This window comes from Nocardia sp. NPDC050712, assembly GCF_040654295.1.
GTDB lineage: Bacteria > Actinomycetota > Actinomycetes > Mycobacteriales > Mycobacteriaceae > Nocardia.
This window is the reverse complement of sequence record NZ_JBFAHT010000008.1, coordinates 1-19595: the sequence shown is the minus strand read 5'-3', so window position 1 is coordinate 19595 and position 19595 is coordinate 1. Positions and strand designations below refer to the sequence as shown.

At 68.8% G+C, this 19595-nt stretch carries 20 protein-coding genes and 1 tRNA gene; 11 read left to right on the top strand and 10 right to left on the bottom strand.

The window, feature by feature from the left end:
• Nucleotides 1–38: 38 nt before the first annotated feature.
• From AB0H76_RS38515 to AB0H76_RS38490, 6 genes are read right to left on the bottom strand one after another with little or no spacing between them, the layout of a single operon-like run.
• A complete protein-coding gene (locus AB0H76_RS38515; RefSeq protein ID WP_357332585.1) occupies nucleotides 39–947 on the bottom strand; it encodes a DUF1906 domain-containing protein in 909 nt (302 codons plus the stop codon).
• A gap of 51 nt (nucleotides 948–998) precedes the next feature.
• Nucleotides 999–1778 carry a hypothetical protein gene (locus AB0H76_RS38510; protein WP_357332583.1) on the bottom strand — a complete coding sequence of 260 codons (780 nt, stop codon included), beginning with the start codon at nucleotides 1776–1778 and terminating at the stop codon, nucleotides 999–1001.
• A complete protein-coding gene (locus AB0H76_RS38505) occupies nucleotides 1771–2388 on the bottom strand; it encodes an ATP/GTP-binding protein (RefSeq protein ID WP_357332581.1) in 618 nt (205 codons plus the stop codon). The genes AB0H76_RS38510 and AB0H76_RS38505 overlap by 8 nt, the downstream gene beginning before the upstream one ends.
• Nucleotides 2369–2755, bottom strand: a complete 387-nt coding sequence (locus AB0H76_RS38500) for a DUF742 domain-containing protein (RefSeq protein ID WP_357332579.1) — start codon at nucleotides 2753–2755, stop codon at nucleotides 2369–2371. The genes AB0H76_RS38505 and AB0H76_RS38500 overlap by 20 nt, the downstream gene beginning before the upstream one ends.
• Nucleotides 2756–2763: 8 nt before the next feature.
• Complete coding sequence (locus AB0H76_RS38495) at nucleotides 2764–3162, bottom strand: roadblock/LC7 domain-containing protein (protein ID WP_357332577.1); 399 nt, start codon at nucleotides 3160–3162, stop codon at nucleotides 2764–2766.
• On the bottom strand, nucleotides 3159–5702 hold the full coding sequence (locus AB0H76_RS38490; protein WP_357332575.1) for an ATP-binding protein: 2544 nt from the start codon (nucleotides 5700–5702) through the stop codon (nucleotides 3159–3161). The genes AB0H76_RS38495 and AB0H76_RS38490 overlap by 4 nt, the downstream gene beginning before the upstream one ends.
• 340 nt (nucleotides 5703–6042) lie before the next feature.
• Between AB0H76_RS38490 and AB0H76_RS38485 the strand changes: the two genes are divergently transcribed.
• The 6 genes from AB0H76_RS38485 (at nucleotide 6043) to AB0H76_RS38460 (ending at nucleotide 12455) form a co-directional block, all read left to right on the top strand.
• A complete protein-coding gene (locus AB0H76_RS38485; RefSeq protein WP_357332573.1) occupies nucleotides 6043–6729 on the top strand; it encodes a response regulator transcription factor in 687 nt (228 codons plus the stop codon).
• Nucleotides 6730–6805: 76 nt separating this feature from the next.
• The gene (locus tag AB0H76_RS38480; protein ID WP_357332698.1) at nucleotides 6806–8230 is read left to right on the top strand and encodes a HAMP domain-containing sensor histidine kinase; all 1425 of its coding nucleotides are present in this window, start codon (nucleotides 6806–6808) and stop codon (nucleotides 8228–8230) included.
• 342 nt (nucleotides 8231–8572) lie between these two features.
• A complete protein-coding gene (locus AB0H76_RS38475; RefSeq protein ID WP_357332696.1) occupies nucleotides 8573–9754 on the top strand; it encodes a trypsin-like peptidase domain-containing protein in 1182 nt (393 codons plus the stop codon).
• 18 nt (nucleotides 9755–9772) lie between these two features.
• Nucleotides 9773–10342 carry a MogA/MoaB family molybdenum cofactor biosynthesis protein gene (locus AB0H76_RS38470; protein WP_357332571.1) on the top strand — a complete coding sequence of 190 codons (570 nt, stop codon included), beginning with the start codon at nucleotides 9773–9775 and terminating at the stop codon, nucleotides 10340–10342.
• A 693-nt stretch (nucleotides 10343–11035) separates the two neighbouring features.
• On the top strand, nucleotides 11036–11713 hold the full coding sequence (locus AB0H76_RS38465) for an MspA family porin (protein ID WP_357332569.1): 678 nt from the start codon (nucleotides 11036–11038) through the stop codon (nucleotides 11711–11713).
• Nucleotides 11714–11780: 67 nt separating this feature from the next.
• On the top strand, nucleotides 11781–12455 hold the full coding sequence (locus AB0H76_RS38460; protein WP_357332568.1) for an MspA family porin: 675 nt from the start codon (nucleotides 11781–11783) through the stop codon (nucleotides 12453–12455).
• 68 nt (nucleotides 12456–12523) lie between these two features.
• On the opposite strand, the gene mscL is transcribed toward AB0H76_RS38460, so the two are convergent.
• The 4 genes from mscL to AB0H76_RS38440 all read right to left on the bottom strand — a co-directional run bounded on the left by mscL (nucleotide 12524) and on the right by AB0H76_RS38440 (nucleotide 14795).
• Entirely contained in the window at nucleotides 12524–12994 is a 471-nt protein-coding gene (gene mscL, locus AB0H76_RS38455; protein WP_357332566.1) for a large conductance mechanosensitive channel protein MscL, read from the bottom strand.
• Nucleotides 12995–13068: 74 nt separating this feature from the next.
• Entirely contained in the window at nucleotides 13069–13725 is a 657-nt protein-coding gene (locus AB0H76_RS38450) for an SAF domain-containing protein (RefSeq protein WP_357332564.1), read from the bottom strand.
• An 80-nt stretch (nucleotides 13726–13805) separates the two neighbouring features.
• Nucleotides 13806–14126 carry an FmdB family zinc ribbon protein gene (locus tag AB0H76_RS38445; protein WP_357332562.1) on the bottom strand — a complete coding sequence of 107 codons (321 nt, stop codon included), beginning with the start codon at nucleotides 14124–14126 and terminating at the stop codon, nucleotides 13806–13808.
• Between the two features lie 69 nt (nucleotides 14127–14195).
• The gene (locus tag AB0H76_RS38440) at nucleotides 14196–14795 is read right to left on the bottom strand and encodes a 5-formyltetrahydrofolate cyclo-ligase (RefSeq protein WP_357332560.1); all 600 of its coding nucleotides are present in this window, start codon (nucleotides 14793–14795) and stop codon (nucleotides 14196–14198) included.
• A gap of 72 nt (nucleotides 14796–14867) precedes the next feature.
• Between AB0H76_RS38440 and AB0H76_RS38435 the strand changes: the two genes are divergently transcribed.
• The 5 genes from AB0H76_RS38435 to AB0H76_RS38415 all read left to right on the top strand — a co-directional run bounded on the left by AB0H76_RS38435 (nucleotide 14868) and on the right by AB0H76_RS38415 (nucleotide 19440).
• Nucleotides 14868–15821, top strand: coding sequence for a UTP--glucose-1-phosphate uridylyltransferase (locus AB0H76_RS38435; RefSeq protein ID WP_357332558.1), 954 nt, complete (start codon nucleotides 14868–14870; stop codon nucleotides 15819–15821).
• Between the two features lie 187 nt (nucleotides 15822–16008).
• Nucleotides 16009–17268 carry a gephyrin-like molybdotransferase Glp gene (glp, locus tag AB0H76_RS38430; RefSeq protein ID WP_357332555.1) on the top strand — a complete coding sequence of 420 codons (1260 nt, stop codon included), beginning with the start codon at nucleotides 16009–16011 and terminating at the stop codon, nucleotides 17266–17268.
• Between the two features lie 24 nt (nucleotides 17269–17292).
• Nucleotides 17293–17943 carry a GNAT family protein gene (locus tag AB0H76_RS38425; RefSeq protein WP_357332553.1) on the top strand — a complete coding sequence of 217 codons (651 nt, stop codon included), beginning with the start codon at nucleotides 17293–17295 and terminating at the stop codon, nucleotides 17941–17943.
• Between the two features lie 215 nt (nucleotides 17944–18158).
• Nucleotides 18159–19286, top strand: coding sequence for a gephyrin-like molybdotransferase receptor GlpR (glpR, locus tag AB0H76_RS38420; protein ID WP_357332551.1), 1128 nt, complete (start codon nucleotides 18159–18161; stop codon nucleotides 19284–19286).
• An 81-nt stretch (nucleotides 19287–19367) separates the two neighbouring features.
• A tRNA-Ala gene (locus AB0H76_RS38415) sits at nucleotides 19368–19440 on the top strand.
• Nucleotides 19441–19595 lie beyond the last annotated feature (155 nt).

Here is a 19595-nt window from a genome sequence, read left to right as displayed (position 1 = left end):
GGGAGGGCGGGTTCTCTCGGGAAACTGAGAGAACCCGCTCATCGCCAATTTTGGCCCAGTCGGCTCCCCACGGCAGTGGCCGGCCCCTCGATCAGCGATAGCGGCCAGGGCCAGCGCGGCCCCTCCAAGCGCCGCACCTCCGCCACCAATTCCGCGACCTGGGCCCGCAGCGCCTCGGAATCGCTTTCCAATTCGTCGATGCGGTCCAGCGCCGCGGCCATCCCGTCCACCAGCGTCCGGTTCCGCCCCTCGGCGTCGGTGCCCAGCTGCGGCCACCCCGCCAGTCCGGGCCCGCGTAACTGCACCTGGATGTCTCGCAGCACTGCCTCTTGTTCCGGCGTCACGTCCGGCTCCTCCTGTACGAAATCCCACTGCCCGAAATCGGCGGTCTCGGCCTCGTTCACATCGCAGACCACGCCACCCACCATGGGCTGGCGCAATGTCTGGTGAATATTGCGGCGCGACTCCACATTTCCGCCCGACCAGGCGGCGGTCTGCCAGGCCCAGACCGCGTGCCCGCTGTCCAGCGCCCGGCTCAGCGGCCAATACCCGCCGTAGATACCGATATTCGCGCGGTCGAGCACAGTCGCCGCACCGTCGAGATAGGCGTTGATCGGAACCTGCTGCTGCGGTGTGGCATCGAAGTCGACGGAGAAGTAGATGGGCCGGTCCGCGCGCCCACCGCAGCGCAGCACCTGCGCCAGCCCGGCCTCGGCGTCGCGCGCGCCCGCGTCGTAGCCGTCGAGCATCCGGTCGGCCCAGGTCTCCCAGTTCGCCGCGATCGAAACGCCATGGGCCCGAAGGTCGTCCGCCTCGGCGGGGGTGAGCAGTTTGCCGGGCAGGGAAGGCCCGCCCGCGCTGAGATAGCGCACCACGAAATCGAACCCGGCCGCCCGGATAGCGGCGCCGCCCGGCCGCCCGCCCGCGTAGTCCAAGCCGAACCGCATGTCTCCCACTGTAAGTGGCGCCGACATCCGGACGCGTCGCTTCGCGTCGAATCAGCTCGGCTGGGCCAGGCCCGGCTCCTCGCCCAGGGTGGACTCGAACGGCCGGCGCAGCGGCGCCAGCAGCACCGCGGCGATCGGGATCGCCAGCACCAGCAGGCCGCCCACGAACGCCGGGTAGGCGAAGTCGAACAGCTCGATCCCGTTGGGCACCGGCACACCCGGCTCGATGTCGACCTCGATCGCGGACATGGCCAGCACCTGCGAACCGGTCACCGTCGCCCCGGCGATCAGCGCGGCGCCCACCCGGGCCCGCACCGAGTCCCGGTAGGTCAGCGTCAGCCAGAGCGCGCCGACGAACCCGACCACCGCGATCACACCGACGAAGGACAGCGGCAGCGACTCGACGGTGACCCGGCCGCGCACCCGCACCGCGTTCACACCGAGCATCACCGTGGTCACCAGGCCCAGCGCCGCGACCGCGCCACCGGCCAGCGACCGCGTGAGATGCGACCGGTTGCCGGCGATCACCAGGCCGAGCAGGCAGCCCAGCGTGGCCGGCGCCAGCGCCGCGACGATCGGGCCGAGCTGATAGCGCACCGGGCTGTCCGACACCGAGAAGCCGAGCAGCAGCACCAGACTCGCCAGCCAGAAGCCGACCCCGCCGATCGAGGCCGCGCCCACGGTCAACCAGGCCAGGCCGGTCCGGCCGGTGCTCTCCGGTGTTCCCGCGTGCCGGATGCAGATCAGGCCGATCAGCGTCCCGAGCGCCGACACCGCGAAGGCCAGGACCAGCATCCAGCTGCCCATGGCGAAGTAGTCGATCTCAGACATGCCGGCCGGTCCGCTCGAATTCCTGGGCCGTCAACCGCATCAGCGCGTACTCGGTGATCGCGGCCAGCGTCCGGCGTACCTCCTCGGCGCTGCGGGCGTCGATATCGATGATCGGCACGCCCTCCCGGATGGACAGCGCCTCGCGCACCTCGTTCAGCGGGAACCGCGGCGCACCGGGGAACCGGTTGATCGCCACCAGGAACGGCAGCTTGCGGGACTCGAAGTAGTCGACCGGGGCGAAACTGTCCTCGATCCGGCGGGTGTCCACCAGCACGACCGCGCCGATCGCGCCGCGCACCAGGTCGTCCCACATGAACCAGAACCGGCGCTGTCCCGGCGTACCGAACAGGTAGAGCACCATGTTGTTGGGCAGGATGATCCGGCCGAAGTCCATGGCCACCGTGGTGGTGGTCTTGTCCGGGGTGGCCTCCAGATCGTCCACGCCGTCGGAGGCGTCGGTCACCAGGGCCTCGGTGCGCAGCGGCACGATCTCGGAGACCGCGCCGACGAAAGTCGTCTTGCCGGCGCCGAATCCGCCCGCGATGACGATCTTGGTCGACGCGGTGCGGGCTTCGTCGAGCCCGAAAGTCTTAAAGGGCGCGGATTCCACGCAGGGTCCTCTCCATCAGGGCACGGCGCTCGTCGTAACTCGCGTCGTCGGTCAAGGTCGAATGCACGCGCAGGGAACCGGAGACCACCAGGTCACCGATCATCACCCGGACCAGGCCGAGCGGACGATCCAGTCGGCCGGCGATCTCGGCCACGGACAGTCGCTCGGTGCCCAGGTGCAGAATCTTCATCCGGACGTCGCCGACCGGCCAGTTCGGGTAGGACGGAAACGAGACCGTCTCGATCACGGCCTCCAACGGCAGATCGACGGCGGACGCGGTGCGTCCGCCGGTGAGGGCGTAGGGCCGGACCCGGCCGGGCCTGCGCGGCGACTCGCCGGTGGCGTACGGGTCGACAGGGTTGGGCACAGCCGCACTCACACAGTAGATCGAGCAGTGGCCTGGATGACCGTGCCGACCCGGTCGACGAGCAGGGCCATCTCATAGCCGATCCGGCCGATGTCGTGCTGCTTGGTGGCCAGCACCGCCAGGTGCGAGGCGGTGCCGACGCTCATCACCAGCAGGTAGCCGCGCTGCATGTCCACGATCGACTGCATCACCTTGCCGCCGTCGAACAGCTGCACCGCCCCGGCGGCCAGGCTGGCCAGTCCGGCGGTGATGGCGGCGAGCTGCTCGGCGCGTTCCTCGGGGAGATTGTCGCTGGTCGCCTGGAGTAACCCGTCCGCCGAGACCAGCACCGCGTGCGAGACACCGGGTACTTCGCGAGCGAACCGGGCGACCAGCCAGTTGAGATTGGCGTTGTTGGATTCACTCATACAAATTCCCCATGTTCGTTGTTGGCATCGGCGGCGCGCCGTCCGCTGAAGACGCCGTTCAGATGCCGGGTCAGGTTCTCGCGGATCTCTTCGGGGTTCCGGATGCCGGAATCGATGCTCGGGTCGACGCTGCCGGGAACCAGCTGGGCGCCCGGCCGCCGGATCGGCAGGCCGCCGCGGGTCCGCCCGGAGGAGGCGGGCGTGCTGGCCTCGGCCGCGGCCTGCCAGCCGGAGTCGGCGGGCGAACTCCACTGCGTGCCCGAGGAATCCGAGGCCGCGGAGTCCACCAGCCATTCCGAGACCATGCGCTGGTAGATCGGGGCCGCGCCGCCGCCGTCGTCCGGTTCGGTGGGCACCGGCTCGAAAATCGGTGGGCCGAACGTGCTCTCGGAGTCGTCGGTGACCGGGCGCAGTTGCGCGGTCGGGGCCGGATCGGCGACCGGTTCGATATGACGCGGCACGGTGTCGAGGGAGAAACGGCTCTCGTAACCGGTCGAGATCTCCGGCGCGGGTTCCGGGGTGGGCTCGGGTTCGGGGTCCGGCACGATCGGCAGCCGGCGCGGCAGACCGGAGGCGGTCAGCTGGGGCGGCGGGGGCTCGAAGGGTTCCGGATCGGGGACCGGTTGCAGGTGCGGCAGCGACCCGGCCTGCGGCAGCGGCACCACGGGCGCGGTCGGATGATCGGACTCGGGCAGCGAGACCAGCCGGGCCGGCAGATGCACCGCCGCGGTGATGCCGGTGCCGTCGTTCGTGGAGGCGGTCCGGCGCAGGCTGGCCGCGATGCCGTGCCGGGCCGAGAGATTACTGACCACGAAAAGGCCCATGCGGCGGGCAGTTTCGAAGTTGACCGCGCCGCCCGAGGCCAGGCGGTTGTTGGCGGCCTCCAGGTCCTCGTCGGACATGCCGAGCCCGCGGTCGGTGATCTCGATCAGGTAGCCGCTGTCCACGGTGCGGGCCACCCCGACCCCGACCCGGCGGTCCGGCGGGGAGTACCGCAGCGCGTTGTCGAGCAGCTCGGCGAGCAGGTGCTCGATGTCGACCGCGGCCGCGCCCGGCACGATGCCGGTGGGCACGGAACCGATCTCGGCGCGCTGATAGTCCTCGACCTGCGAGATCGCGCTCCACAGCATGTCGGCCAGGCCGACCGGTTCCAGGTGCCCGCGGCGTAGCGGCGTGCCGGCCAGCACCAGCAGGTTGTCGCCGTTGCGGCGCATCCGGGTGGCGAGGTGATCGAGCCGGAACATGCTCTGCAGCCGGGCCGGGTCCTCTTCGTTGCGCTCGAGTTCCTCGATCAGCGTCAGCTGCTGCTCGACCAGCGACTGGCTGCGCCGCGACAGCGTCTCGAACATCTTGCCGATCTGCAGCCGCAGGGCCGCGAGATTCAGGGCCTGCTCGTGCATTTCGTCGACGGCGCGGGCCAGCTGGCCGATCTCGTCGCGGCCGGTGACCCCGACCGGGGTGATCGGCGGGGGCGTGCCGCCGGAGTAGACCAGGGCCAGCTCCTCGGGGAGCCGGACGTGCGCGGTGTCGAGCACGTCGTGGCGTAGTCGCCGGATCGACATGACCAGCGCCTGCGCCACCCACAGCGCCAGCGCCAGGCCGGCCAGCAGGGTGCCGATGATGATCGAGGTGTCGCGCATCGCACTGTTGCGCGCATCGGTCAGCGCGGCGCCGAGCACCCGTTCGACCTGCCGCGCCCGGTCGGTCGCGGTCAGGTCGTAGGTGGCGATGCTGGTGCGCATCGACTCGACCAGGTCCGCCGCCCGGGACGGGTCCGCGACGGCGATCATCCGGGCCGTCGCGCCGGCCAGCAGCGGCTCGTTGAACGGTGCGTCGGTGGGCATGGCCTGCGCGTAGACCTGGATCAGCGCCACCTCCATCCCGGCTGTGGTCAGCATCTTGGCGGCCAGCTGTTCCTGCTGCTGGGCGGTGTTCTTGCCCGAGGTCATCATCCCGATGATCATCTGCTGCTGGGCGAAGGCCCGGCGCGCGACCATGATGGCGGTGACCTGCAGCATGTAGCGCTGCACGCCGTTGTAGGCCGAGGCGACGCCGTCGGAGGAGGCCATGGCCTTGTCCACATAGCCCAGCACGGTGTCCAGTTGCGCGGCCAGCTCGGGCGGCGGGGTAGCGCGCGATTTCTCGCGCAGCGCCTTGGCCCCGGTGATCGCCAGGTTCATATCCCGAATCAGATCGGGGCTGGTTTTGGGCAGGCGCATCACCTGTTCCAGGTCGGCGACCGCCCGGTCGAACCGGGTGTTGGCCTTGCCGATCCTGGGGTCGCCGGCGTCGCCGCCGATGGTATTGACCGCCGCGGCCGCGACTTCGGTCGCGGCACCGGCGAATTCGATGATCTGATGCACGGCCGCGTTGTATTCGCTGGCCAGGCGCACCTGTTCCATGCCGTCGAGGTGATTGTCGACCCGCAGCACTGCGAAGGACATGGCCAGGATCACGGGTGGGAGCAGCGCGATGGCGACCTTGCGGGCTACCGACCAATTGGAGAAAATCGCCTGCCAGGATCGCGGTGCAGCTTCCATCCCGCCTCTATCCTCAGCTCTCTCGATATGTCCCCCGGCTTGCGCTCGGCACCGGTGCCTGTCCATAACCAACCAGAGGTCTTGCTAAATGGCACGTGAAACATACCGTGTCCGGTGACAAGCGGCAATTGAAACCGAGAGCCCACATCTTCCAGCAATCGCGCACGGGGAGAGCGCTTTTCGCTCTCCGGTAGCGGGGCGTTCGGACTCGCGCATGGAATTCGAACGGGGCGCAGTTCAGCTCCGAATTCGAATGTTGCTGGATGATGTCCAATGCGCTCCGGCGTGTCGCGACCGCCCCTCTCAGTGCACTCTCAGTCGTTAGGGCCAAACTGGTCGCATGCGCATTCTGGTAGTCGACGACGATCGCGCCGTCCGGGAATCGCTGCGCCGGTCACTGACCTTCAACGGCTATACCGTCGACCTCGCGGTGGACGGTGTCGACGCCTTGGAGAAGGTCACCGCGCAGCGGCCCGATGCCCTCGTCCTCGACGTGATGATGCCGCGCATGGATGGCCTGGAGGTTTGCCGCCGTCTGCGCAGCACCGGCGACGACCTGCCGATTCTGGTTCTGACAGCCCGCGATTCGGTCTCCGAGCGGGTCTCGGGCCTGGACGCGGGCGCCGACGACTATCTGCCCAAGCCGTTCGCGCTGGAAGAGTTGCTGGCCCGCCTGCGCGCCCTGCTGCGCCGCCGCGCCACCGACACCGAGGAAGCCTCCGAGGCGATGCGGTTCGCCGACCTGTCGCTGGACCCGGTGACCCGGGAGGTGTGGCGGGAGAACCGCTCGATCAGCCTGACCCGCACCGAGTTCTCCCTGCTCGAGATGCTGATGGCCAACCCGCGCCGGGTGCTGACCCGCAGCCGCATCCTCGAGGAGGTGTGGGGCTACGACTTCCCGACCTCGGGCAACGCGCTCGAGGTCTACATCGGCTACCTGCGTCGCAAGACCGAGGCCGAGGGGGAGCCGCGGCTGATCCACACCGTGCGCGGCGTCGGCTACGTGCTGCGCGAGACCCCTCCGTAGGCCGGGAGACATGGCACGAAGTATTCCCCGGCGGCCGGTGGTCGCCACGCTCGGTCCGCGCCCGCACGACTCGGATATGCGGCCGCCGATGCCGCTGACCCGATCGGTGTCGCTGCGCTGGCGGGTGACGTTGCTCGCCGCCTCGGTGGTGGCGATCGCGGTCGCGGTCACCTCCATCGCGGCGTACGCGATGGTCGAGCGCTCGCTCTATAACGACGTCGACTCGCAGCTGAAGGCGCGCGCCGAGACGATGATCACCAACAACTTCGAGAATCTCGGCTTCCAGTCCATCGTGCTGGCCGGGCTGTTCTCCAATGATGTCGGCGTGGCACTGATTTTCGCCGACCACAAGCCGTATATGCCGCCGCAGCAGACGATTCCGCCGGTCGGCAGTCAGGAACTCGCGGTCGCCGACGGCAAGATCCACTCCTCGCTGCGCACCGTGCACAACCAGCGGGTGCTGGCCATGCCGACGAATTCCGGCGCGACGCTGATCATTTCGCAGCGTCTGGAGCCCACCCGGGAGGTGCTCGACCGGCTGGCCTGGCTGCTGTTCGTGGTCGGCGGCTGCGGGGTCGTGCTGGCCGCCGCGGCCGGCACCGCGGTGGGCCGCACCGGTTTACGGCCGATCGGCCGGCTCACCTCGGCCACCGAGCGGATCGCCCGCACCGACGACCTGACCCCGATTCCGGTCACCGGCGACGACGAATTGGCCCGGCTCACCGAGAGTTTCAACACCATGCTGCGCGCCCTCGCGGAGTCCCGGGACCGGCAGCGCCGCCTGGTCGCCGACGCCGGGCACGAACTCAAGACGCCGCTCACCTCGCTGCGCACCAACATGGAGTTGCTGATCGCCTCCAGCCGCCCGGGTGCGCCGAGCATTCCCGAGGAGGACATGGCCGAGCTGCGCGCCGACGTGGTCGCCCAGATCGAGGAGCTGTCCCAGCTCGTCGGCGACCTGGTCGATCTGGCCCGCGAGGACGCCCCCGAGACCGTCTACGACCGGATCGACCTCGGCGAGGTCACCGAGCGCGCCCTGGAACGCGCACGGCGCCGCCGCGGCTCCATCGAGTTCGTGGCCGAGCTGCGCCCGTGGTTCATCTACGGCTACGAGGCGGGCCTGGAACGGGCCGTGCTCAATGTCCTCGACAACGCCGCGAAATGGAGTCCGGCCGGCGCGCAGGTGCATGTCGCGATGCGCGAGACCGGTCGCGGATTACTCGAACTGTCCGTCGACGACGCCGGTCACGGAATTCCGGTGGGTGAGCGCGAACTGGTTTTCGAGCGCTTCTACCGGACCACCGCGGCGCGCTCCATGCCCGGGTCCGGCCTCGGTTTGGCCATCGTCAAACAGGTGGTGACCAAACACGGCGGCACCATCACCATCGACACTTCCGACCGGGGCGGCGCCCTGATCCGTATTGTGTTACCTGGTGAGGGCGTTGCGCCCGGCGTGCTGCCCGAAATGGACGACGCCGCGGCCACCCGCCCGGAAAACTGAAAGCAGGGTCAAAGCAGGATCTCAGTCCGCTCTTATCCGTCGCCGCCAAGGTAGGTCGCAGACGCTAGGGAGAAACGAGAAGCCATGACCGAGGAATTCCAAGAACGCCGAGGTGGCCCGGAAAAGACGGGCCCGCAGGCGGCCACCGGTGGTCCGCATCCGACCGAGCAGATGCCCGCCGCGCATCCTGAGAATTCGGGTCAGGCCGTCTGGGACAACCCCGCCCCGACCTATTCGCAGGCCGGGCCGTATTCTACCGGGCCATATTCCACCGGCCCGCATTCGACGCCGCATTACCAGGGCCACCCATTCCCGGGCCCGGAATCCGGCCCGGAATACGCGATGCCCGGATATGCGGCTCCGTCCTACCCGCCGCACCCCGGCGCCCCGTACGGCGCGCCACCGCAGCCGCCGGCGCGCAAGCCGATCCGGACCGGCCTGTTGGCGGGCGCGGTGGCGCTGGCCCTGGTGAGCGGCGGCATCGGCGGCGTGGTCGGGGCGGCCGTCACCGATCGCGACGCCTCCGGCACATCGGTCACCAACGCGCTGGACGCACCGCGCCCGAACAAGGCCAAGGACGTGGCCAACGCGCCCGCCGGCTCCACGCAGGCGGTGGCGCAGAAGGTGCTGCCCAGCGTGGTGATGATCAAGGTCGCCAGCGACCGCGCCGAGGGTGAGGGCTCGGGCGTGATCCTCTCCTCCGACGGCCTGATCCTGACCAACAACCACGTGGCCGCCGGCGCCGGGACGAGCGCCAAGATGCAGGTCGTCTTCAACGACGGCAGCACCGCGCCCGCCACCATCGTCGGCACCGACCCGGTCTCGGACCTCGCGGTGATCAAGGCCGAGAAGACCGGCCTGACCCCGATCGAATTCGGCGACTCCGGGGACGTGCAGGTCGGGCAGCCGGCCATCGCCATCGGTTCCCCGCTGGGCCTGGCCGGCACCGTCACCACGGGCATCGTGTCCGCGCTGAACCGGCCGGTGTCCACCAGCGGCGAAGGCGCGCAGAGCCCGAACACGCCGAACCCGGTGATCGACGCGATCCAGACCGACGCCGCCATCAATCCCGGCAACTCCGGTGGCGCGCTGGTGGATTCGAGCGGCAAGCTGATCGGCATCAACACCGCCATCGCCAGCCTCGGCGCCGGCGAGACGAGCGGCCAGCAGACCGGTTCCATCGGCCTCGGCTTCGCCATCCCGGTCGATCAGGCCCGCCGGGTCGCCGACCAGCTGGTCAAGACCGGGCACGCCACCTACGCGCAGATCGGCATCAAGCTGCGCCCGGAGGGCGACCGCGCGCTGGTCCTGGAGTCCACCCCGGACGGCCCGGCCGCCAAGGCCGGCATCCCCGCGGGCGCGGTCATCACCAAGATCGACGACCGGCCCATCGACTCCGGCAACTCGCTCATCGCCGCGGTCCGCTCGTACCAGCCCGGGGACAAGGTGAAGGTCACCTATACCGATGAGCAGGGCAACAATTCGAAGACCGTCGAGGTCACGCTCAGCGGCGCGCCCGCGTAGGGCCGGAAGGAAATGTTGATGTCTGGTTCGCACCTCAGTGCTGTTGCCAACTCAGCCGTCGAGCCGGGGGCGGCAGGCGCTACGGTTAGCAGCATGGAAATCGATGCTCCTGTGGCGGGGCGTGCACTGGTGGTGGTCGTCGACGATCGAACGGCGCATGGAGGTGTGGATTCACTCGGACCGCTGGTCACCGAGCTGCTCACCGAGGCGGGTTTCCTAGTCGACGCATCGGTGTCGGTCCAGGCCGACGAGGTGGAGATCCGTAATGCGTTGAACACCGCGGTGATCGGCGGCGTCGACCTGGTGATCTCGGTCGGCGGCACCGGTATGTCGCCGCGCGATGTCACCCCCGAGGCCACCTCCCAGGTGCTGGACCGGGAACTGCTCGGCATCACCGAGGCGCTGCGCGCCTCGGGCCGGGTGGCCGGCTCGCTGGACGCGGGTCTGTCGCGCGGTCTGGCCGGCATCTCCGGCAGCACGCTGGTGGTGAACCTGCCCGGCACCCGCGCCGCGGTCCGCGATGGCATGGCAACCCTCGGTCCGCTCGCCAGCAAGGCGATCGGCGAGCTCTCCGGACTGGCCGAATAATCAGCGCCACAGGTTCTTCCGACGACTCTCGCCCGGCGCACCGCCGGGCGAGAGACGCCGCGCGTCTGGCCGAGATCTTCGGCGACGCCCTGCCCGACACCACCCGCGACGAACGCGGTGACGATTCCGACGGTCCGGCTTCGGCCGATGATTGGCTGCGCTCCCAGGTGCCTCCGCACCACGGTTGAGCTTTATCTACGGCCACACTCCGTATTACCGGCGAATAAATAGCCGTGTCACCCTCACCGTTTTTGTTTTTCGGCTGTGATCCAACGCATTTCGTTACGGATCTGACTCGTATCCGCGAATGGCCTTGGTGCGCCGCGTACCGTCTATCAATTCGTTCGGGGACCCTTCCCTGCTGTATCTATGCACGTCAAGCGATATGGCTATGATTGACTATGTGATCTACATCACATTGTTCTTTACCAAAGCCCGCGTTGCCACACAGTTACCTACGGTTTAATCTTCGCCGAGAGCCACCCAACAATGGACCACACAGGCCCGGGTACGTCACGAACGTTGCCGACCCGGCGGAACCAGGGCTCGGTTCCGTTGCCAGCTGAGGCCGTTGCGCCGAAATTACGGCCGGTTACATACCGGCAACAAAGGGGCGACAAACTGAGCTGGGCCTGAGAGTGCCATCCAGCCTCGATGGTCGAGGTTGACTGTTAGAACCTGATGAGGGGAAGTATGAGCGAGAACCGCACCAACGGTTTGCGTCGCAGTGCCGGTGCCGCGGGCGCCGTTACCGCCGCCGCAGCCGTTGCCATGGGTCTGTTTTCGACCGGTGCCGCCAATGCCGATGTCTTCGTACCGTTGCCGGACGGTCAGAAGGTCGGCTCGGGTGTGACCATTACCCGAACTGGTGAGCACGCCGTCGTTTCGCCTTCGCTGGCTGCCAACGGCGCCGGCCGTGTCGTCTGGGTCTCGGGCAACGCGACCGCCGACGTCACCGCTACGCCGGAAGGCACTGCCGGACCGTGGAACGGTCCGAAGAACGACCCGGGCACCAACAACTCCTCGACGCACGGCCTGTCGCAGATCAACACCGGTTACATCATCGGCTGCCAGGTCTCCATCGGCGACGACGCGATCGGCCTCAACGGCGGCTTCAGTGTCGGCCTGCAGAGCGGCTCCGTGTCCGGCGGCTTCAGCCTGGACCTGGGTCCCGGCGAGGTCAAGTTCGTCATGGTCGAGCTGAAGGACATCCCGAAGGCGGGCGTCTACTCGGTGGAATACCAGGACGTCGAGATGCAGATCCAGGGCTGCGCCGGCTACGCCCAGGCGCGTTCCTACACCGTGGTCGAGATCATCGGCGACCACTACTCGAAGACCACCCTGTACGGCCAGCCGTTCAGCATCGGCTGATCGCCCGTCTTCGAATCGTCGAAATCTCTTCTCGCCGAACAAACTTCAAACCCCTGAGGGAAAAAACATGATCAACCGTAAGAACCTGGCGAAGGTTGCCGGTGTAGGTGCCGCCGCCACCATCGCCATGGGCCTCTTCTCCACCGGAGCTGCCAACGCTGATACTTTCGTGGCGCTGCCGGGTGGCGAAATGACCAAGACCCTGTCCGACGGCACCGTGGTGACCGTCAAGCTGGTCGGTGAATCGGCCAACATCAACCCGTCCCTGGGTTCCACTCCGCTGCACCGTAACTCGTGGGTCTCCGGCACCGCGGTCGTCGAGCTCTCGGGCTCCGGCGCCGTCGGCGGCAAGATCTACCCGGGCTACGTCGTGGGTTGCCAGGTCAACATCGCCGGTGGCGGTGTCTCGGCCGACGCCAGCGTCGAGGCCGCCGGTAGCGGCGACCAGGTCGACGTCTCGCCCAGCGGTGGCGGTGGCGGCAGCCTGACGCTCGGCCCCGGCCAGGCGACCTCGTTCTACGTCCTCGACCGTGAGGTCGCCGACGATTACGGCAACGAGGATCACTCCACCAACAACCGGTTCAAGGGCACCAACGGCTCGGTGTCCTGGGCGGATTCGACCATCGGCCTGAGTGGCTGTGGCGGCTACGCGCAGGCTCGTGCCTTCGTGCGCGTCAAGGTCGAGACCGACAACGTGATGTCGTACGTGGTGCTCTGGGGCCAGCCCTTCAGCCTCGGCTGATCTGGTTCGCCAGTCACAAAACCCGAACGGGCCCGTCGCTTTCGCGGCGGGCCCGTTCTTTTGTGTGGTCAGACCTCGCGGATCGTGGTGGTGCCGGTGCTGGGGCTTGCGGACGTCGCGGGGACCACGGCTTCGGTGCCGGTGCCGGTGCCGGTGTCGGTGGCGCGCTCGGCGGCCAGCAGGTCGCGGATCTCGGTCAGCAGCGCGATCTCGGTGGCGGCGGCCTGCTTGGAGCCGAAGCGCGCCATGATCCGGTTCGCCGGAGTCACCAGGACGAAGTAGAGCACCGCCGCGATCAGCAGGAAGTCGATGACCGCACCCACGATGCTGCCGAGCTGGATGAAGGTGGCGGGCTTGCCGGACACGATCTCGAAACCCCAGCCGAGTTCATTGGTGCCGCCGAAGACCGCGAGCAGCGGTTTGACGATGCCGTCGGTGAAAGCGCTCACAATCGCGGTGAAGGCGGTGCCGATGACGACCGCGACAGCCAGATCGAGGACGTTGCCGCGGAAGATGAAGTCTTTGAATCCCTTGAGCATGGCCGAGTCTCTCCTGTTCGGATTTAGCTGTTCGGCTGCGCGGAGCCGCGAGCAAAGAGCCGATGCTAACGGATTCAATGAAAAACGACAGTGAGAGCGGTGCGCAGGGAGGCCGCGGCGACGGCCAGCGCGGGCTCGGCGCCCAGCGCGACGAGCACCACCGGCTCCGCCTGCCCCCGCCGATCGGCCGGGCGGGAGACGAGCACCACGGCGGCATCGCGGGCCAGCGTGCGGGCCGGCCGGTCGCCGCCCTCCTCGGCGCCCACCACGTCCACCCGATCACCGGCGTGCAGGATCTCGGCGACGGCGTTGTCGGCGAGACGGATCGGGACGATGCGGGCATCCGGGGCGCCGGCGGCGGCGGCCGCCAGCCGCGGGCCGAGGACGCGCAGATCGGTGAAGACCTCACCGGCCCGCATCGCGCCGGTCAGCGTGGCGCCGAGCAAGGGCGCGGTGTCGCGGGCCGCGCCGGCGGGGAGGGAACCGGCGGCCTGGGTGACGGTGCGGAGATCACCGGCGGCCAAGAGGCGGCCGGGCGGTAGATCGTGTGCGGCCACGACCACGGGCGCGGAGTGGGTGTCCGGATCGCCGCGCAGAAACAGCACCGCCGCCAGCACGGTGAGTGCGGCGGCGAGCAGTCTGCGGACCAGCAGCAGGTCGGCCCAGGGCGGCCGGTGGTCGAGAACCGTGCGCAACGGGTTGTCCCGGCCGAGAGCGGTGCGCGAAGTCATGGCCGGAGCCTAGGGTCGCGGGTAGCGCGCCACGCCCGGGAAAAGCCCTGCCTGTGGAGAACCGGCGAGCTGTGGATAACTCAGCTGGCGGCGGCCGCGGTGCTGGTGGACGAGGTGCTGGTGGAACCGGTGCCGGAGCTGGTGCCGCTCGACGGTGCCGATTCCGTGCTCTTGGTGCTCGACCCGTTGTCCGACTTCGCGGGCTCGCTCGCGGTGGCCGAGCCGCCGCGGCTGTCGGTGCGGTAGAAACCGCTGCCCTTGAAGACGATGCCGACCGAGTTGAACAGCTTGCGCAGCTTGCCCGAGCACTCGGGGCACACGGTCAGCGCGTCGTCGCTGAAGGACTGAACGATGTCGAAGCGGTTGTCACACTGGGTGCACGCGTACGAATAAGTTGGCACAGGATCCTCCGCTGGTCTCGTCGAATTGGCACTCTACAGGCGACAGTGCCAACACCGCCAATCCTGGATTCATTCCACGGTACCCAGTCGCCGCAACCCGCCCCGGGGTGTCAGCGCCCAGCCCATGCGCAGGTCATGCGGCTCCTCGGGCAGAAAAGCGACGAGTTCGTCGTCGCGCACCACGGCCGTCCGGCGAGCTTCGGGGCGGGCCGCGGCCAGCGTCCGGTCGTAATATCCAGCGCCACGCCCGAGCCGGACACCGCGCAGATCCACCGCGAGCGCGGGCACCAGGATCAGCTCGGCCAGGCCGACGGCCTCGGGCCCCAGCACCTCGCCCGTCGGCTCCAGCAGACCGAAACGCGCGGGGCGCAAGCTGTCCGGGCCGGTGTACTCGGCCCATTCCAGCGGCCCGGGCGGCCCGGTGACCGGGAGCAGAACGCGTGCGCCGCCGACGCACAAAGCGTCGAGCAGCTCCAGCGAGCCCGGCTCGCCACCCACCGGTACGTACGCGCAGACCCAGCCGGAAACCCCCAGTTTGCCTGCGGTTTCCGCGAGTAGGCGAGCCTCCTCGGCATGGTCCGCCGGGGATTGGGAACTCCGGTGCCTGAGAATTTCGGAGCGCCATGCATGTTTATCTGCCTTATCGGGCATCTCCATGATGATCACCATATGCTCACCGGCGAATGCCCCACCGCCGCCCAACGGCGCTGGGGCGATGTGATGGATGGATAGGGTATGCCCATGACAGCGAATACGGCACAATCCGCAGACGGCGTGGTGTCGTGCTTCCGCACGGCCGTGGTGCCCGCGGCCGGACTGGGGACGCGGTTCCTGCCCGCCACCAAGACGGTGCCCAAGGAATTGCTGCCGGTGGTGGACACCCCGGGCATCGAACTGGTCGCCGTCGAAGCCGCCGACTCCGGCGCCGAACGCCTGGTGATCGTGACCTCACCCGGCAAGGACGGCGTGGTCGCGCACTTCGTCGAGGACCTCGTGCTGGAGAGCACGCTCGCCGAGCGGGGCAAGTTCCAGCTGCTGGAGAAGGTGCGCAAGGCGCCCGGCCTGCTGGACGTGGTCTCGGTGATCCAGGAGGAGCCGCTGGGCCTCGGGCACGCGGTCGCGCAGGCCGAGAGCGTGCTCGACGACGACGAGGACGCCATCGCGGTCCTGCTGCCCGACGACCTGGTGCAGCCCTGCGGTGTGCTCGACGTCATGAGCCGGGTGCGGCGTAAACGCGGCGGCAGCGTCTTATGCGCGATCGATGTACCCAAGGATCAGGTCAGCGCCTACGGCGTCTTCGACGTGGCGACCGTGCCGGACGCGGTGAATCCGAACGTGCTGCGCGTCAACGGAATGGTGGAGAAGCCCGCCCTCGAGGACGCGCCCTCCACCTACGCGGCCGCCGGCCGATACCTCTTGGACCGCGCCATCTTCGACGCGCTGCGCCGGATCGAGCCGGGCGCCGGCGGTGAACTGCAACTCACCGACGCCATCGCGCTGCTCATCGCCGAGGGGCATCCGGTGCATGTCGTGGTGCACCGCGGGTCGCGCCACGATCTGGGCAACCCGGGCGGTTACCTGCGCGCCGCGGTCGATTTCGCTTTGGAACGTGAGGAATACGGCCCCGCGCTGCGCGAGTGGCTGGAGGAAAGGCTGAGTGCGGACTGGGATCCGCAGCTGACGCCCTACGACTAGGAGCCGATCCTGGCATTTGGCCGGGACGACGCGCTAGTGCTCGTCGGTTTCGCTGTCGGCGCGTGGGTCGGGTACGAATGAGAGTTCACCTGTCCGCGCGCCGCACTGCTTTCCCGAGGACGGCGGTGACACCATCAGTGGTGCGCGGCGGAATCGCCAGTGGGACGCCAGATCAGGGAAGGGCTCGATGCGCTCGGTTGAGGATCAGCAGATCAAGGTGACCGCGGCGGCGGTCGCACCCCGGCCGGTCCGGGTCGCGATCTCCGAGGCCCAAGGCCTGCTGTGCGCCGAAGACGTGGTCACCGAGCGGCCGCTGCCCGGCTTCGACCAGGCCGCGATCGACGGCTACGCGGTGCGCAGCGTCGACGTCGCGGCCGCCGGCACCGACATTCGCAGCGAGGACGGCGAACTCGTCGACCTGACGCTGCCGGTGGTCGGCGAGGTGGTCGCGGGTTCGCGCCAGCCGATCCGGCTGCAACCACGCCAGACCGTGCGCGTGGACACCGGCGCCCCGCTGCCGACCCTCGCGGATGCCGTTCTGCCCCTGGACTTCACCGACGGCGGCCGGGCCCGGATCAAGGTCTACGAGACGGTGCGCTCGGGTGACTACGTGCGCCGGATCGGTGACGACGTGCAGCCCGGCGACGTCGCGGTGCGGGCGGGCACCATCATCGGGCCCGCGCAGGTGGGTCTGCTCGCCGCGGTCGGTCAGGACAAGGTGCTGGTGCATCCGCGGCCGCGGCTGTCGGTCATCTCGGTGGGCGGCGAGCTCATCGACATCGATCGCACGCCCGGCCCGGGCCAGGTCTACGACGTGAACTCCTACGCGCTGGCCGCGGCCGCGCGCGACGCGGGCGCCGATGTCAACCGGGTCGGCATCGTCAGCACCGATCCGAGTCAGCTGCGCGACGTGGTCGAAGGTCAGCTGGTGCGCTCGGAGGTCGTGGTGATCGCGGGCGCGGTCGGCGGCTGGGCCTCCGAGCAGGTCCGGGAGGCGCTCGAGGGCCTCGGCGAACTGGAGATCGATCGGGTGGCGATGCACCCCGGTTCCGTGCAGGGTTTCGGCCGGCTCGGCCGCGACGAGGTCCCGACCTTCCTACTACCGTCCAATCCGGTTGGCGCGCTGGTAGTTTTCGAGGTCATGGTACGACCGCTGATCCGGATCGCGCTGGGGCGCAGGCACCCCATGCGCCGCATCATCCGGGCTCGCACGATCACGCCCATCTCCTCGATGGCGGGACGCAAGGGGTACCTGCGCGCGCAGCTGATGCGCGACGAGACCACCGGCGATTACCTCGTGCAGCCGCTCGGCGGCGCGGCCGGGTCCTCCTCGCACCTGCTCGCCACCCTGGCCGAGGCGAACAGTTTGATCATGATCGACCCGGACGACACCGAAATCAGGACCGGTGACGAGGTCCGGGTCGCGTTTCTCGCACAGCGCGGCTGATAAGTCGGGGAGCTGATGGAGTCGATGAACGTTTTCCGGGTCACGCAGCATCCGGGGTGGCCCGCGCGATTGGGCCCGGTGCGGTGCGCGGCCGGCCTGGTGACCCTGCGGCCGGTGCGATTGCGGGACGCGGCGGCCTGGAGCCGGATCCGGTTGCGCGACCGCGATCATCTCGAGCCCTGGGAGCCGACCGGCCGAGGCGCCTGGGAGGCGCGCAATCACGCGTCGAACTGGCCGTCGCTGTGGTCCAGCCTGAAGGCCGAAGCGCGCCGCGGGGCGATGATCCCGCTGGTGATCGAGGTCGACGGCACCTTCAGCGGGCAGCTCACGGTCGGCAATATCGTGCGCGGGGCCCTGCGCTCGGCCTGGATCGGCTACTGGGTCACCAAGGAGCTCAGCGGCCAGGGCGTGGCGACGGCGGCACTCGGGCTCGGGCTCGATCACTGCTTCGGGCCGGTCGGCCTGCACCGGGTGGAAGCCACCGTGCGGCCCGAGAACCTGGCCAGCCAGGCCGTATTGCGCAATGCCGGATTCCGGGAAGAGGGTCTGCTGCGCAAATATCTCGACGTCGACGGCGCCTGGCGCGACCACATGCTGGTCGGTATGACGGTCGAGGAAGTCATGGGCACGGTGGTCGATCGGCTGGTGCGCGACGGCCGGGTCTTCCTGCCCTGAAACAGAACTCGCAGCCTCGGTAACCGCACAAGATATCCCCGCGATGCGCCGATATCGGTGAGAAACGCGCGAAACTGGCGATTCTTGTGACAGATGTGGCGGATGTGCACGGCGCGCCTGCCGGATGTTGATGCGTCCCCGAATTAACCTACGGACGTCAGTGGTGCGCCCTGCGCCAACGGAACCAGCCGGGACGGGAGGTGTGAAAAGGGAAGATGCCGAATTCGATTCTGTGGATCGGGTTGGTGGTGCTGTGGGTCTTCGTGCTGTTTCCGATTCTCGCCGACCGGCACCCCAGAATCCGGCAGACCACCGACGCGGCCCTGGCCACCAGAGTGCTGCACCGCGGCGGCTCGAAACTGGCCACCAGAGTGCTGCATCGCGGCGGCGCCAAACGGCGCGCGAAAGCCGACCCCGACCGACCGAGCCGTGCGCACAGAAAGTCCTTTCCCAGCGATGATGCGGAGCACCGGATGAACCCGGCCGAACAAGTCACCGACCCTGAGGACGATTTGGCCGGTGCCACCCCAGAACTCGAGGCAGGTCCGAGCGCGACCGCCGAAACCGCCGAAACCGCGATGGAATCCGGCGACGAGCCGATCGAGGCCGACGACGCGGAATTGGTCTACGAGGAAGCCGAATTCGACCAGAGCGCGGAAGAATTCGACACCGAGGCCGACATAACCGCCGGAACCGCTGCGGACAGCGCGGATTCGGCCGATGATGACGACGTGGCAGAAGCGCACGCCGAACCGGAGACGGCTGCCATGCCGTCTGCCCGGGTGCCCGCCCGTCTCGAGGATTTCGAATACGACACCGAAGACCCGGATTTCGTCCCGAACCGGCGCGGCCGCGGTGGATTCGACCCGGAAGCCGACGCCATCGCCCGCGCCGCTCGCTACACCTTCCGCCAGCGCGCCGTCCTCGGCCTCCTGCTGGGCACCATCGCCACCGGCGCCATGGGCATGGTGCTCAGCCCCGTCTGCTGGTGGCTGTCGGGCCTGTGCGCCGTCGTGCTCGGCACCTACCTCGGCTACCTACGCAAGCAGGTCCGGATCGAAGAGGACATCCGCCGCCGCCGCGCCGCCCGCCACACCCGCGCCCAGCAGCACGGCGACGACCTGCCCGCCGAAGAAGAAGACTCCCGCGAAGCCGAGGCCCGCGCCCGCCGCCGCACGATCGACCGCGAGACCGCCCGCGCCCTCCGCCGCCGCTCCACCCTGCTCGAAGCCGACGACGAAGACCCCATGTTCGAACACCTGGAGACCTTCGATCCGGCCACCGCCCGCGCCCTGCGCGACCGCCACGGCGCCGGCGACTACCGCCGCGCCGCAGGCGAATAAATCCCAGCTCAACCGTGCGATTCGGTTTCTCGGGTGCATGCCTGATACAGTGTTCCAGCGCGGTTCCCCCGGGAATCGCACGGGGCTATAGCGCAGTTGGTAGCGCGTCTCGTTCGCATCGAGAAGGTCAGGGGTTCGATTCCCCTTAGCTCCACTCCACTCGTCAGAGGCCCATGCTCATACAGAGCATGGGCCTTTCTCGTTTCGTCATTATTTGTGGGGGCGGAGCCCCCACACCCCGCGCGGGGGGGGGGGGGGGCCCCGGCCCCCCCCCCGGGAAAACAAGAGACAAGGGGGGGGGGGTTGTGG

Coding starts and splice junctions, on each gene's coding strand:
- AB0H76_RS38450 (WP_357332564.1), bottom strand. CDS start 13,725: ATGACTTCGCGCACCGCTCTCGGCCGGGACAACCCGTTGCGCACGGTT.
- AB0H76_RS38515 (WP_357332585.1), bottom strand. CDS start 947: ATGCGGTTCGGCTTGGACTACGCGGGCGGGCGGCCGGGCGGCGCCGCT.
- AB0H76_RS38495 (WP_357332577.1), bottom strand. CDS start 3,162: ATGAGTGAATCCAACAACGCCAATCTCAACTGGCTGGTCGCCCGGTTC.
- AB0H76_RS38435 (WP_357332558.1), top strand. CDS start 14,868: ATGACAGCGAATACGGCACAATCCGCAGACGGCGTGGTGTCGTGCTTC.
- AB0H76_RS38485 (WP_357332573.1), top strand. CDS start 6,043: ATGCGCATTCTGGTAGTCGACGACGATCGCGCCGTCCGGGAATCGCTG.
- AB0H76_RS38440 (WP_357332560.1), bottom strand. CDS start 14,795: ATGGTGATCATCATGGAGATGCCCGATAAGGCAGATAAACATGCATGG.
- glpR (WP_357332551.1), top strand. CDS start 18,159: ATGCCGAATTCGATTCTGTGGATCGGGTTGGTGGTGCTGTGGGTCTTC.
- AB0H76_RS38490 (WP_357332575.1), bottom strand. CDS start 5,702: ATGGAAGCTGCACCGCGATCCTGGCAGGCGATTTTCTCCAATTGGTCG.
- AB0H76_RS38480 (WP_357332698.1), top strand. CDS start 6,806: ATGCGGCCGCCGATGCCGCTGACCCGATCGGTGTCGCTGCGCTGGCGG.
- AB0H76_RS38465 (WP_357332569.1), top strand. CDS start 11,036: ATGAGCGAGAACCGCACCAACGGTTTGCGTCGCAGTGCCGGTGCCGCG.
- AB0H76_RS38425 (WP_357332553.1), top strand. CDS start 17,293: ATGAACGTTTTCCGGGTCACGCAGCATCCGGGGTGGCCCGCGCGATTG.
- AB0H76_RS38460 (WP_357332568.1), top strand. CDS start 11,781: ATGATCAACCGTAAGAACCTGGCGAAGGTTGCCGGTGTAGGTGCCGCC.
- AB0H76_RS38510 (WP_357332583.1), bottom strand. CDS start 1,778: ATGTCTGAGATCGACTACTTCGCCATGGGCAGCTGGATGCTGGTCCTG.
- mscL (WP_357332566.1), bottom strand. CDS start 12,994: ATGCTCAAGGGATTCAAAGACTTCATCTTCCGCGGCAACGTCCTCGAT.
- glp (WP_357332555.1), top strand. CDS start 16,009: ATGCGCTCGGTTGAGGATCAGCAGATCAAGGTGACCGCGGCGGCGGTC.
- AB0H76_RS38475 (WP_357332696.1), top strand. CDS start 8,573: ATGCCCGGATATGCGGCTCCGTCCTACCCGCCGCACCCCGGCGCCCCG.
- AB0H76_RS38470 (WP_357332571.1), top strand. CDS start 9,773: ATGTCTGGTTCGCACCTCAGTGCTGTTGCCAACTCAGCCGTCGAGCCG.